Below are 13302 nucleotides of genomic sequence, written 5' to 3'. Positions count from 1 at the left end.
GAGGGTCTCGGTTGTCCACATGTGGACAACTCGGCGGCCCAACAGGGCGAACGCCGAACGGTGCGGGTACCGCCCCGCCCGTGCGCTCGTAGGATGGGCCGGGTGACTCCCCCCGATGATTTCGCTGCGGTAGCGACCGAAGCCGTGTCCGGATCGGACGCTGGATCCGTTGCGGCGCAAGAGGTTCTACGCCGAGTCTTCGGTTACGACAGCTTCCGCGGTGAGCAGCAGACGATCGTGCAGCGCGTGATCGATGGCGGCGACGCGCTCGTGCTCATGCCGACCGGCGGCGGCAAGTCGCTCTGCTATCAGATCCCCGCGCTGGTGCGTCCCGGCGTCGGTGTGGTGATCTCCCCGCTGATCGCCCTCATGCAGGACCAGGTGGACGCGCTCAGTGCGCTCGGCGTGCGCGCGGGCTTCCTCAACTCCACCCAGTACCCCGACGAGCGCCGGGCCGTCGAAGCGCAATTCGTCGCCGGCGAACTCGATCTGCTGTACCTGGCCCCGGAACGGTTGCGCCTCGACTCCACCGCGCAGCTGCTCGATCGCGGCAAGGTCGCGCTGTTCGCCATCGACGAGGCGCACTGCGTCTCCCAGTGGGGTCACGACTTCCGGCCCGACTACCTGGGCCTTTCGCTGCTGCACGAGCGCTGGCCGGACGTACCGCGGATCGCGCTGACCGCGACCGCCACCGAGAAGACCCGTGACGAGATCATCCAGCGCCTCGACCTCGGCGCCGCCCGCAGGTTCGTGTCCAGCTTCGACCGCCCCAATATCCAGTACCGGATCGAGCCGAAGAATCGTCCCGAGCGTCAGCTGCTGGAATTCATCCGCACCGAGCATGCCGGGGACGCGGGGATCGTCTACTGCCTGTCGCGCAACTCGGTGGAGAAGACCGCGGCGTTCCTCACCGAGAACGGCGTCACCGCCGTGCCCTACCACGCGGGCTTGGACAACCGCACCCGCGCGGAGAACCAGGCGCGTTTCCTGCGCGAAGACGGGTTGGTCGTCGTGGCGACCATCGCCTTCGGCATGGGCATCGACAAGCCCGACGTGCGCTTCGTCGCCCATCTCGACCTGCCGAAGTCGGTCGAGGGCTACTACCAGGAGACCGGGCGCGCGGGCCGCGACGGGCTGCCTTCTACCGCGTGGATGGTCTACGGCCTCAGCGACGTGGTGCAGCAGCGCAAATTGATCGACTCCTCCGAGGGCGACGCCGCCCACCGGCGCCAGCTCCAATTGCACCTGGACGCGATGCTCGCGCTGTGCGAGACGGTCGCCTGCCGGCGCACGCAGCTGCTCGCCTACTTCGGCGAGCCCGGTCTGCCTTGCGGCAACTGCGACACCTGCCTGTCGCCACCACAATCCTGGGACGGCACCGTGGCCGCGCAGAAGTTGCTGTCCACCGTGCTGCGGCTGAAGCGGGAACGCGGCCAGAGCTTCGGCGCGGGGCACATCGTGGACATCCTGCTCGGTAAGAAGAGTCCCAAAGTCCTGCAATACGACCACCACGAGTTGAAGGTCTTCGGGGTCGGCACCGACCTGCGTGACGTGGAGTGGCGTGGCGTGGTGCGGCAACTGCTCGCGCACGGGCTGCTGGCCGTTCACGGCGACTACGGCGTGCTGACGCTCACCGAGGCCAGCAGTGAGGTGCTGTTCGACGGACGACAGGTAGCGCTGCGCCGCGAGCCCGAACGCCAGGCCAAGCCCGCCCGGACCGCGAAGGCCGCCAAGGCGGCCTCCGTCGACCTGACGTCCACCGACCTGCCGCTGTTCGAGAAGTTGCGCGAATGGCGCGCGGCCACCGCGAAGGAACAGGGTGTTCCCGCCTACGTCGTCTTCCACGACGCCACGCTGCGCGAGATCGCGGCGCGCAAGCCCGCGAGCCTCGCCCAGCTCGGCGGCGTCAGCGGTGTCGGCGAGAACAAACTGGCGAAATACGGCGAACAGGTGCTCGAGGTGCTAGCCACCGGATGAACCGCTACCGTCACGCGGGTCACCGATGAGCGGGGACGGTTGCCGGGCAAGGCCGCCGAAAACTATGGAGGACAGCGTGAGCCGGAGCGACACGATCGGGCGCAGGGCGTTTCTGGCCGGTGCGGCCACCCTCGCGGCCGGGACCACGTTGGTCGGGCGCACGCCGGCTCATGCGGTACCCGTCGCCGAGGGTGTCACCAAGTTCCCCTTCCCGGACGAGCGCCGGGTGCGGGTGCTGGTGACCGGCGACGCGGGCACCGGCACCCGCGCTCAGTGGGCCGTCGCCGACGCCATGCGCGCGCTGCACGGCCGCGAACCGGTCTCGCTGGCATTGGGTCTCGGCGACAACATCTACGAGCACGGGCCCGACGGCGCGGCCGACGTCCAGTTCGCCGACAAGTTCGAAAATCCCAATGCCGGACTGGATTTCCCCTGGTTGATGGTGCTGGGCAACCACGACAACAGCTCGGTTCTCGGCGGTGACGGCGGCTGGCTGCTGCGCGGCAACGCCGAGGTGGAGTACCACGCGAACTCCCGGCGCTGGTGGATGCCGAGCCGCTACTACTCGGTGCGGATTCCGGAGCGCAACCCCGTCGTCGAGTTCTTCGTCCTCGACGTCAACCCGCTGGCGGCCTACGTGCCGCCGGTCTTCTCGCCGTACTGGGCGGTCGACGGCCAGTTCATGAACGAGCAGCGCGACTGGCTCGATCGCGCCCTCGCCGACTCGCCCGCCACGTGGAAGATCGCCTGCACCCACCACCCGTATCTGAACAACGGCCCGCACGGGGACGCGGGCCGCTACGAGGGTCTGTCGCTGGAGCCGATCAACGGCGTGCACGTGAAACGCTTCTTCGAAGACCACGTGATCGGACGGTGCCAGTTCATCCTGTCCGGGCACGACCACTCGCTGCAGGTGCTCGAACCCACGGCGGCGTCGAAGGGAACCAGGCAGGTCGTGTCCGGCGCGGCCGCGAAGACGGTCGGCGCGGAGCCGCGGCTCGCCGCGAGCGCGGGCCACGGTGCGCTGTACGAGAACTACCAGGAGCTGGGCTTCATGGTTCTCGAGCTCACCGAGGGCGGAGTCGACCTGGGCGTGCACACGGCCGACCTGGCGACCGGCGCGTCCGTCGAAGTGTTCCGGCGGCGTCTGGCCTGAGTTCCAACTATGTTGCGGCGTGCGAGAATTGCGGCGCGCCGCTCTCTCGGCGGCTACCGTTCTGGCTATGGCACCGGGTGATGGTTCCAGTGACGCGGGCGATGACATTTCCATCAGCTCGGTGGGGGGTGAGACGCCGGACACGCCGCCGTATGTGCGCGGCCGGACCGATCCGGCGGTCGAGAACATATGGTTGCGCCGCAGTCCGCCGCCGCCGCGCCCTGGCGTACCGCGGATGTCGACGGTGGCGCTGCTCGTCGCGTTCCTCGCCGTGCTCACGCTCTACGTGGTGCTGCATCAGGGCGGTTAGCGCGTCCGCGACCTGCGGGAATAATCCGGTTGCCGGGTCACTTAAAGTGGACCGTTATGAAGGAGAAGGGGCGCAAGGTCATCGCGACCAACCGCCGGGCGCGGCACAACTACACGATCCTGGACGTCTACGAGGCCGGGATCGCGCTGGTCGGCACCGAGGTGAAGAGCCTGCGCGAGGGCAAGGCTTCACTGGTGGACGCCTTCGCGACGGTGGACAACGGCGAGGTGTGGCTGCGTGGGCTGCACATCCCCGAGTTCAGCCACGGCACCTGGACGAACCACGCGCCGCGCCGGGTGCGCAAGCTGCTGCTGCACAAGCGGGAGATCGAGCGGCTGGTCGGTAAGTCGCGGGAGGGCAACCAGACGCTGGTGCCGCTGTCGATGTATTTCTCCGACGGCAAGGTGAAGGTCGAGCTGGCGCTGGCCAAGGGCAAGCAGGACTACGACAAGCGGCAGGACCTGGCCCGGCGCACCGCCGAGCGAGAGGTCACCCGTGAACTCGGACGGCGGGTCAAAGGCATGAGGTGACTGCCGTCCTGCTCGCGCTGGCGGCCGCGGTGGGCTACGGCGTGAGCGATTTCTACGGCGGTGTGGCGTCGCGGCGGGTGACCGCGCTGCGTGTGGTCATCTATTCCTATCCGTTCTCGGTGCTGCTGGTCCTCGTGGCGCTCCCGCTCGTGCCCGGGAGCCCGGACGCGGCGTCGTTGTGGTGGGGCGCGGCGGCGGGCCTGGCGAGCGGCGTCGCGGTGTGGTGGTTCTATGCCGCGCTGGCCAGCGGTCCGATGGCGGTCGTGTCACCGCTGACGGCGGTGCTGGTCGCGGGCATTCCGGTACTCGCCGGTCTGGCGACCGGCGAGCGTCCCGGCCCGCTCGCCTTCGCCGGCATCGTATTCGCCCTGGTCGCCGTGCTCTTGGTGAGCCGGGAGTCGCCGGACGACGTGACGGAGGAGATCACCGGCGGCCGCGAACTACGGTTCACCCGCAAGGTCGCCGCGCTGACCATCGGGTCCGGCGCCGCGTACGGTCTTGCCTTCGTGTTCTTCCACGAGACCTCCGCGGACTCCGGACTGTGGCCCCTGCTCATGCAGCGGATCGCCGCCACCGCGGCGGTGTGGCTGACCGCGCTTGCCGCCAGGGACTTCGGGCGGTTGCGCGGCGAACCGCTGCGGCTGGCCTGCTATATCAGCGCGCTGGACGTGCTCAGCAACGCGGCGCTGCTGTACGCCTTCCACGGATCGCTGTTGTCGCTGGTGAGCGTGATCGGCTCGCTGTATCCGGCGGTGACCGTGCTGCTGGCGATGGTTCTGCTCGGCGAGCGGGTGCACCGGCAGCAGCTGATCGGTTTGATCCTCGCGCTGGCCGCGGTCGCTCTCATCGCCGCGGCCTGAAGGTCATGTGCCCGCTCGAACGCGGTGCGGGCCGGGCACTCGGTGACGGGTCCGCCGCCCGAGTGCCGAAAACGCGGTCCGGGTCCGCGCGTACCCGGACCGACGCGTCATCGACGCACGCCGATCGCGCGGATCACCGCGTGCACGGTTCGTGCATCGAGATCCGCTTCAGCGTGGGACTGCGATAGTCGGCCACCACGGTGCGCGACCCCAGCGCAGTGGACGGGTCGGGCACGTTGACCACCGCGCGCTGCGCCGCGACATCGGGTTCGTCACGCCCGTAGATCTGCGGCGCCGCCATTCCCTCGGAGTCGACCGTGAGCCCGGCAAGGGCCTTGCGCAGTGTCGGCCGGTCCATGCCGCCGGTCTCGGCTGCCTTGGTGAGCAGCGCCTTCAGCGGATACGAGATCGCCCAGCCCAGGTTGTAGCCGAAGTTCGTCGGTTCGCTCGGCGCGGCGTTCCTGGCGCGCTGGGCTCCGGTGCTCGCGCCGTCCCAGCCGTCGAACGGAGAGGTGTAGTTGTACAGCGCCGTGAGCGCGGGTGCGGCCGGTGTCTTGAGCAGCGCGCTGTTCCAGGTCGGGGTGGACCCGAGGAATCGGCCCGTGTAACCGGATTTCGCCAGCTTGCCGACGATTTCGGCGGTTTCGGCCGGGCCGGTGGCCAAGAGGACCACATCCGGCGGGTCGGCCAACAGCTCGGCGACCGGGTAGTCCTGTGTGCCGACTTCGGTGTTGGGTCCGGTGTCGATCCGCTCGGTGATCGTCGCGCCGTTGTCCAATGCCCACTTCAGCGCCCCGCTGGCGTAGTCGCCGCCGTAGTTGCCGCGGTAGGCGACCACGCCGAGCGTGCGTGGCTGATAGAAGTTCTGCGCGAACCAATCCAGGCCGAGCACGGCTTCCGTGCAGTACGAGAAACCGTCGTCGAGCACCAGATCGCGGTCGGTGCCGCGGTACTGCCAACCCGACCAGAGTGTGCCTGCCCCGGTCACCAGGTCCGCCTCGTCCATCTCGTGCAGCACGGCGAGCGTCTGCGCGGTCCCGAAACTCATCGCGAGCGCCAGCACATGCGGCGCTATGTTCTCGAATTCCGTGACGTGCCTGCGCGGATCGTAGGCCGTGTCGCGCGTGTAGGTGGTGATGTCGATCTCGTAGCCGCCGATGCCGCCCTGCTTGTTCACCTCGTTCCAGAACGCGACTTGACCGTCCTGCAAGGACTTTCCGAGCGGAGCGAAGGGGCCGTTGTTCAGGTCCGACAGAACGCCGAGATAGATACAGCCCTTGTCACGCTGGATCGCGTGGGGGCAGGCTTCGCGGGTGACGCCGGGTGCGGCGGCGGGCGACGAGGCCGAACAGCCGCCGGTCAGGACGAGCCCGAGCGTGAGGGGAGCGGCCACGAGACGAAGTAGCCGACGAAAAGTATGAGGAAAAGGCATTTCTTGCTCGCTTACGGCTGCACGCAGGGCTCGTTGAGGGTGATGCGGTCCTGAGTCGGGCCGTGATAGTCGGTCGCCAGCGTCCTCGCGCCCAGCGGCGCGGTCTGATCAGGCGCTTCGATCACGGCGCGCTGCCGGGTGAGGTCCGGCTTGACCGCGCCGTAGGTGTGTTCCGGGATCGCGCCCTCGTAGTCGACGCGCAGGCCGTGCACGGCTTGACGGACACCCTTGCGGGTCAGCTTGCCTTCGTTGACCGCCCGGGTGAGCAGCGCCTTCATCGGATAGGAGAACATCCAGCCCGCGCTGTAACCCCAGGTGGAGGGTTCGCGGGTCGCCGATGCCCTGGCCTTCTTGGCGCCCGCGCTGGTTCCGTCCCAGCCGTCCAGGGGTGAGGTCATGTTGTAGCGAGAGGTGATCGCCGAGGCCGCAGGGCTTTTCAGCAGGCCGCCGTTCCACGTCGGGCCGGAGCCGAGGAACCTGCCAGGGAAACCGGCCAGTGCCGCCTTGCCCATGATCTCGCCCGCTTCCGCGGGCCCCGTGGCCAGGAGCACGAGATCCGCTCTGGTATTGAGGATTTTCGCGACCGCCGCGTCTTGGTTGCCGATCTGGGTGTTCGGCTCGGTGTCTATCTGCGCCACCAGGTCGACCCGATTGGCCGACGCCCATTTCTTGGCGCCGGTGGCGTAGTCGCCGCCGTAGTCGCCCTGGTAGCTGACGGTGGCGATCGAACTCGGCTTGGCTTCGTGCTCGGCGATCCAGTCCAGGGCGATGATCGCCTCGGAGCAGTAGGAGTAGCCGGACTCCAGCAGCAGACCCTTGTCGCTGTTCTCGAATTGCCAACCCGACCACAGGGTTCCGGCAATGGCGACCATGTTCGCCGCGTCCATCTCGGGAAGTACCTTCTGCGTCTGCACCGTGCCCAAACTCATCGAGAGCGCGAGGACATGCGGCTCGATCCGCCGGTAGGCCTCGGCATGTTTCTGCAGATCGTAGTTCGTATCCTCGGTGTACGTGGCGATGTCCACCTCGTACTTGCCGCCGATCCCGCCCGCTTCGTTCACCGCCTTCCAGAACGCCAACTGGCCGTTGTTGATGTCCTTGCCCAGCGCGGCGAACGGCCCACTCGTCAGATCGGACAGCACGCCGAGATAGATACACCCTTTGTGGGAGTCCACCGCGTTCGGACACGGGTCGGCGGTGACTCCGGGTTCGATGGCTCCGGTCGGCTCGCCACGCAGGACGGAACATCCGGTCAGGACGAGCCCGGCGATGACGGTGAGGGCGGACAGGCGCAGCAACCTGTCCCGAATGGTGCGAACTGCCAAAGTGTTTCCTTAGTCTGAAATCGAGATCCGCTGCTCAGAGCCGATCGTACGGCTCGTGCAGTGTAAGTCGGGTTCGTCGTCGGACCTCGAGAATCGACTACCAGCATCCGGGAAGGGCGAGGCGAGGTGCTCGCCGGAGCGGGTGACTCGAGATCCGGTCGCGGGGCGCTCGGCGCATATGCTCGCGGCGCGCCCTCGTGGGTCGGCGTCCACCTCCGGGCCGCGTCCGTAGATCGCCTTCGGGTGTGGCGACCGCCACCGCCGGATATCGGGATGATCCGCGCTTCCCCCGGTGTTAACATAAACAGCCCGGCAAGGTGCTGGGGCGTACGGGGCTGAACGGTTTCGACTGCGTACGTAGATTTAGGGGAAGCGTGTCGGTGCAGGCAAGAGACCACCGTAAGCGTCGTTGCAACCAATTAAGCGCCGATTCCAATCAGCGCGAGTACGCTCTCGCTGCCTGATCAGCAGAGCGTCTCTGTCGGCCCGGGGCATGCCCTCGGCTCCGGTGCCGGCATCAGCTAGAGGGCTAACCGTCCTACTCGGTCGCGGAGTAGGGCGGGACATCGAACAGCGGCTGGGATCGTCATCCGGGCTTGTTCGCGGGACCCGGAGATCCGAGTAGAGACACAGCGAACTGCACACGGAGAAGCCCTGAAGACGCGGCGGAGGACCCGGGTTCGATTCCCGGCAGCTCCACCAACGAAGGCGAGTGCTCGCGGAGAGCACTCGCCTTTTTGGTGGAGCTGGGTGTTCTGTGGGGTGCAACCCCCACACCCCGCCCGGCGGGCTTCGCCCCCGGACCCCCAGGTCGGTGGTTACGTTGAGTGGGTCCGGCGCGTTCTCGCCTCCGCCACTTCGCGGTGCTCGCACATCGCTTCACCTTCTGGCGTAAGTCGCGGCAGTTGGGCGGCGGCATCGTGCTGCGGGGGCACGGGGACCGATTTCGGTGCATGGGCGGGATGTGGGAGCTGTCGAACGGGGTAATTCGGGCGAATCGGTCGGATTCTGTTTGGTTGCTGAGCGCGGTGGAATCTCTCGGGTAATGTCCATTGACCAGGGAAAATGGGGTGTTTGCCCCCCGGTATCTGGATGGCTGCCATGAGGCTCGAGAGCGAGATGCGGTGCTACTCCCCCCGGGGCGGTTGCGGGGGGTCGACATGACCGCGGATGTCGCGGGCAACGGCATGCGGTCGATTCTGCGTGCCGCCTGTGTGAGCGTCGGTATCGATGCGAGCGATGCCGAGCCCGTGGGCGCGCAGGGGGTCTATCGGTTGCGCGACGGAATCGTCGTGCGGATCGGCGGGCGGGAACAGAAGCTGGCGACTTCGCGGGAAGTCGCCGTGTCTCGATGGCTGGAGACCTGTGGGGTGTCGGCGACGCGGGTCGTCCCGGATATCCCGCAGCCGGTCGTGGTCGACGGCCGACCGGTGACCTTTTGGCAGGAGTTGCCGCCGCATCACTCCGGCACGCCCGGCGAGGTCGGCAAGGCGCTGGGAGAGTTGCATCGGCTGCCGCTGCCCGGTTTCGAGCTGCGCCGGATGGCGCCCCTGGCTCGGGTGGAGGAGGACATCGCCGCCGCCCAGACGGTGACCGAGGACGACCGGCGCTGGTTGTGCAAACATCTGGACGAGTTGCGCGGCCGCTGGAAGGCGCTGCCGCGGGGTCTGCCGTGGTCGGTGGTGCAGGGCGCGGGCTCGGGCGACGGCGTGGTGGTCGGCGACGACGGCGACGCGATCCTGGTCGGATTGGAACGGGCTGTGATCGGCCCACCGGAGTGGGACCTGGTGCACATGGCGATCGAGTGCTGGACCGCCAAAAAGATCACCGCCTCGGAGTACGCCGAGTTCTGTACCGGATACGGCCGGGATGTGATGCGGTGGGACGGCTTCTACCTGCTGCGCGACATCCAGGAGTTCCGGATGGCCTTGCAGTCGTTGCGGGCCGCCGCCGTCGACCCGAGCCATCAGCGGTTGGCGCTGCGCCGCCTCGCATACATCCGCGGTGACGAGGGCATGCGACCGTGGCCCGAGTGGGCGGACACCGACTAGTCTGCCGCGACATCCCGGTGCGTCTGCCGGGTACGACAGTGCGTCGTCCGCAGCAATCGCGAGAGCGGTCAGGGCAGCTTCGTAGGGCGGTGGGCGGGAACCAGGACCGGATCAGTGGGGCCAGGAGCCGCCTGGGTGAAGACGCCTTCGCCGGTCCAGCCCTGGTTCGTAGGGAAGGCGGCGGGCGCGGGTGTCGCCGACGAGCTCGGCCGCGGACTCGAACGAGTCGCGCGGACGCACGGCCGGGATGTCGGGGGACGTTGCCCCGATGCGCGTCGCGCCAGCCGAGGTATCCCATCTCGGCGGCCGCAGCGGCGTCCTCGGGCCTGGCGCGGCGCCGGGGCAGTGTCGGTCATCCGCCAGGGTGGTAGCGGCGAACGCGTCGGCGATCAGCCCTGCTGGGTCGGGACGACGACGATCTCGGCGATGTTGACGTGCCGGGGTACGTCGACGGCGTAGGCGATCGCGTCCGCGATATCGCCGGGTTCCAGGATCTCGATCGCCGTGCGCCACTGCGCCAGGCCGGAGCGCTGTTGCTCGTCCTGCATCCCGTCGCCGAGTTCGGTGCCGACGAAGCCCGGTTCGATGTTCTTGATCCGGACGCCGCGCGGCCCGAACTCGGCGCGCAGGTTGCGGGTCAGGTGTGCGACCGCCGCCTTGGTGGCGGTGTAGACGGCGTAGTTGGGGAAGACCGTGTGCCCGCCGATCGAGCCGACCAGCACCAGATCGGCGCGCTTGCCGTCGGTCGCGGCCGCGAGCAGGTCATCGATGAACGCTCGTCCGGTGTAGAGCAGCCCGGTGACGTTGGTGCCGACCATCTGGTCCCACTCGTCGGTGAGCGCGGACTCGAACGGCGCGGCGAGCATGACGCCCGCGTTCGCGACGACGAGGTCCACGGGCCCGAACGCCGCACGCACCGTGGCGGCGGCATCGCGCACGGACTGCTGATCGCCGACGTCGGCGACGACCGCGAGGGCGTCCGCGCCGAGTTCGGCGGCGAGTTCTTCGATGCGATCCTTGCGCCTGCCCAGCAGGGCGACCTTGGCGCCGCTCCGCGCGAGCCGCCGTGCGGTGGCGGCGCCGATTCCACTCGATGCTCCGGTGACGACCGCGACGCGGCCGGTGAGGTTGTCGTTCGTCATGTCCACTACTTTCCGGCCCTTCGCGTGCGCCTGACAGGCTGCGGACTTCCTGGTAGTCGCGGGGCCACCCAGGAGCGGCGCCCCTGACCTACGCTCGGGTCATGGACTCCGACAATCGACTGGGCGCCTACCTACGCGCGCGCCGCGAATTGGTGCGACCGGAGGATTTCGGGTTGCCGGGCGGCGGCCAGCGGCGGGTCGCCGGTCTGCGCCGGGAGGAGATCGCGCTGCTCGCCGGGGTGAGCGCCGACTATTACGTGCGACTGGAGCAAGGGCGCGACCGGCATCCTTCCGAACAGGTCATCGCGTCGCTCGCGCGGGTGTTCGCGCTGGACGAGGAGGGCACGGCGCACCTGCGGGAACTGGCCAGGCCGACGGCCAGACGGCCGAGAGCGCCGCGGCGGCCCGAGCGTGTGGCGCCCGGCTTGCTGCGCCTGATGAACGCGTGGCCGCACACGCCGGCGCTGGTGCTGGGCAGGTACCTGGACGTCCTGGCGGCGAATCCCTTGGCCGCGGCCGTCAACTCGTGTTCGGTTCCGGGAGTGAATCAGGTGCGCATGGTCTTCCTCGACCCGGAGGCGCGCGACGTCTACCTGGATTGGCCGACCATCGCGGCCGACACCGTCGCCAGCCTGCGGGCGACCGCGGGCGCGGACCTGGACGACCCGCGATTGACCGAGCTGGTCGGCGAGTTGTCGCTGAAGAGCGAGGAGTTCCGGCAGCTGTGGGCCCGCCATGACGTCCGGGCGAAGACCGGGGGCGTCAAGGAATTTCGCAACCCCATGGTCGGGGACCTGACCTTGTCCTACGAGACGTTCAGCGTGAACGGCGCGCCGGGCCAGATACTCATCGCCTACCACGCGGAGCCGGGATCGCTCTCGGAGCGATCTCTGGCACTGCTCGGCAGTTTGATCGCCGACAACCCGAGGACGGCAGATGATGCGCAGCGTCCCGCCGGTCAGCCGGACGTGACGCGGCAAGCGCGCTGAGCGGCCCGGAGCCGTCAATCCTTCGCTTCGGTCCGCGTCGCCCCCGCCGACGCAGCCACCACACACGCGACGCCCGCCCACTGTCCGAGATTCATGATCTGACCGAGGACGACCAAACCCGCGATCGCCGCGACCGCTGGCTCCAGACTCATCAGCACACCGAAGACGCGGGGCGGGATCCGCCGCAGCGCTTCCAGCTCCACCGAATACGGAAGCACCGACGACAGCAACGCCACCGCGAATCCGGCGGCGAGCACGCCGGGCTGCAACAGCGCGGCGCCCGCGTCGATGACGCCGACCGGCAGCATGACCAGGCCGCCGAACGCCATGGCCAGTGCCAGACCGCCGCCGCCGCTGGTCTGTTTGCCGAGTGCGGCGCTCAGCAGGATGTAGCCTGCCCAGCACGCCGCCGCGGCCAGCGCGAACAGCACTCCGGCCCAGTTCACGTCGCCGTCGGCCCGGGTCAGCAGCAGCACTCCCGCCCCGGCGAGCATCGCCCACAGCGGGTCGATCCAGCGCCGCGATCCGGCCAGCGCGACGCTCAGCGGTCCGAGGAACTCGATGGTCACCGCCATGCCGAGCGGAATCCGATCGATCGCTTCGTAGAACGAGAGGTTCATCAGCGCGAGCACCGCGCCGTAGCCGAGGACGACCGGCAGCGCGCCGCGTGCCACCCGCAGCGACGAGCGCCAGATCACCAGCAGGACGATCCCGGCGAAGATCAGCCGCAGCGTGACCGCACCGGCCGCTCCGGTCGCCGCGAACAGTTGCTTCGCCACCGCCGCGCCCACTTGCACGCTGACGATGCCCGCCAGCACCAGCGCCGTCGGCGGTACGCCACCGAGCCCCTGAGCGGCGACCGAACGCCGGACCGAGACCGTCCTCGCCCCGCGCGCCCTCCGCTCGAAGTCGATCGCCACCACGCCGCACCTCCGTTGTCTCGGGAAGACCTCCGGACACCCAACCACGCCGGGGCGACACGACCGTCAGGCGGTGCGGGCCCCACCGAGATTCCGCGGTTTGCCCCCGTCGAAGCCGTGGGGGAGTGAGTATCTAGTTATCGCGCCGGTGCGCGGCCGGCGTCCGTTCGACGAAGAGCGACTCACGACCGATAGGACCACTCCGCATGCGAAAAGGAGTTGCCGCGATAGCGGCGGCGATCGGAACCGGCGCGGCAGTCGCGCTGGCTTGCCCACCCCTGGCCGGAGCCACGGTGACCCAGGTGGGGATGTATCCCGGCATCAATTTCGGCTTGGCGACGAACTACGGAACAGGCTGCACCTACACCGCGCGAGCGACGGTGACCGACATCGTCACACCGGTGACGTTCTACGACAACGGCATCCCGTTCGGCGTGGTCCGCCCGTCGGGCGGCGTCGCACTGATCGACTGGGTGCCCGCGACACCGGGGCCGCACACCGTCAGCGCGGTACAAGAGCCGTACGCACCGTATGTGGCGGGAATCGACCTGCGGGTCGGTGAAGGCGTCCACCTGGGGTACGCGTGCGTCGTCCTCGGCGGTTGACGGGT

At 68.7% G+C, this 13302-nt stretch carries 12 protein-coding genes and 1 other RNA gene; 9 read left to right on the top strand and 4 right to left on the bottom strand.

All coding sequences use genetic code 11. The annotated features are described in order from the left end of the window. Positions 1–102 precede the first annotated feature (102 nt). The 5 genes from recQ (at position 103) to ABZW96_RS23945 (ending at position 4833) form a co-directional block, all read left to right on the top strand. Positions 103–1977 carry a DNA helicase RecQ gene (gene recQ, locus ABZW96_RS23965; RefSeq protein ID WP_355077864.1) on the top strand — a complete coding sequence of 625 codons (1875 nt, stop codon included), beginning with the start codon at positions 103–105 and terminating at the stop codon, positions 1975–1977. A 76-nt stretch (positions 1978–2053) separates the two neighbouring features. Continuing rightward, positions 2054–3133: a metallophosphoesterase gene (locus tag ABZW96_RS23960; protein ID WP_355077863.1), complete on the top strand. Its 1080-nt coding sequence runs from the start codon at positions 2054–2056 to the stop codon at positions 3131–3133. A 67-nt stretch (positions 3134–3200) separates the two neighbouring features. Then, positions 3201–3443 (top strand): hypothetical protein, encoded by a 243-nt coding sequence (locus ABZW96_RS23955; protein ID WP_355077862.1) that lies wholly within the window; start codon positions 3201–3203, stop codon positions 3441–3443. A gap of 56 nt (positions 3444–3499) precedes the next feature. Further along, positions 3500–3973: an SsrA-binding protein SmpB gene (gene smpB / locus ABZW96_RS23950; protein ID WP_174186417.1), complete on the top strand. Its 474-nt coding sequence runs from the start codon at positions 3500–3502 to the stop codon at positions 3971–3973. Next, a complete protein-coding gene (locus ABZW96_RS23945) occupies positions 3970–4833 on the top strand; it encodes a DMT family transporter (RefSeq protein ID WP_355077861.1) in 864 nt (287 codons plus the stop codon). The genes smpB and ABZW96_RS23945 overlap by 4 nt, the downstream gene beginning before the upstream one ends. A gap of 133 nt (positions 4834–4966) precedes the next feature. On the opposite strand, the gene ABZW96_RS23940 is transcribed toward ABZW96_RS23945, so the two are convergent. Together ABZW96_RS23940 and ABZW96_RS23935 are read right to left on the bottom strand one after the other, a co-directional pair. Then, a complete protein-coding gene (locus tag ABZW96_RS23940; RefSeq protein ID WP_355077860.1) occupies positions 4967–6226 on the bottom strand; it encodes an ABC transporter substrate-binding protein in 1260 nt (419 codons plus the stop codon). Positions 6227–6276: 50 nt separating this feature from the next. Beyond that, on the bottom strand, positions 6277–7590 hold the full coding sequence (locus ABZW96_RS23935) for an ABC transporter substrate-binding protein (RefSeq protein ID WP_355077859.1): 1314 nt from the start codon (positions 7588–7590) through the stop codon (positions 6277–6279). A 331-nt stretch (positions 7591–7921) separates the two neighbouring features. Between ABZW96_RS23935 and ssrA the strand changes: the two genes are divergently transcribed. Both ssrA and ABZW96_RS23925 read left to right on the top strand, forming a co-directional pair. Further along, positions 7922–8292, top strand: a transfer-messenger RNA (tmRNA) gene (gene ssrA / locus ABZW96_RS23930). A 458-nt stretch (positions 8293–8750) separates the two neighbouring features. Then, positions 8751–9641 (top strand): phosphotransferase, encoded by an 891-nt coding sequence (locus tag ABZW96_RS23925; RefSeq protein WP_355077858.1) that lies wholly within the window; start codon positions 8751–8753, stop codon positions 9639–9641. Positions 9642–10030: 389 nt separating this feature from the next. Here the strand turns inward: ABZW96_RS23925 and ABZW96_RS23920 are convergent, their stop codons facing one another. Beyond that, complete coding sequence (locus ABZW96_RS23920) at positions 10031–10783, bottom strand: SDR family oxidoreductase (protein WP_355077857.1); 753 nt, start codon at positions 10781–10783, stop codon at positions 10031–10033. Between the two features lie 101 nt (positions 10784–10884). Here ABZW96_RS23920 and ABZW96_RS23915 point away from each other — a divergent pair, with 101 nt between their 5' ends. Further along, positions 10885–11772: a helix-turn-helix transcriptional regulator gene (locus ABZW96_RS23915; RefSeq protein WP_355077856.1), complete on the top strand. Its 888-nt coding sequence runs from the start codon at positions 10885–10887 to the stop codon at positions 11770–11772. Between the two features lie 14 nt (positions 11773–11786). Here the strand turns inward: ABZW96_RS23915 and ABZW96_RS23910 are convergent, their stop codons facing one another. Beyond that, positions 11787–12692 carry an EamA family transporter gene (locus ABZW96_RS23910; RefSeq protein WP_355077855.1) on the bottom strand — a complete coding sequence of 302 codons (906 nt, stop codon included), beginning with the start codon at positions 12690–12692 and terminating at the stop codon, positions 11787–11789. A gap of 206 nt (positions 12693–12898) precedes the next feature. Here ABZW96_RS23910 and ABZW96_RS23905 point away from each other — a divergent pair, with 206 nt between their 5' ends. Beyond that, positions 12899–13297, top strand: coding sequence for a hypothetical protein (locus ABZW96_RS23905; protein ID WP_355077854.1), 399 nt, complete (start codon positions 12899–12901; stop codon positions 13295–13297). The last annotated feature ends 5 nt before the right edge of the window (positions 13298–13302 follow it).

This window comes from Nocardia sp. NPDC004168 (assembly GCF_040610355.1).
GTDB classification, from domain to species: domain Bacteria; phylum Actinomycetota; class Actinomycetes; order Mycobacteriales; family Mycobacteriaceae; genus Nocardia; species Nocardia sichangensis.
Note: the sequence above shows the minus strand (reverse complement) of the source record. Positions and strands in the feature narration are given on the sequence as shown.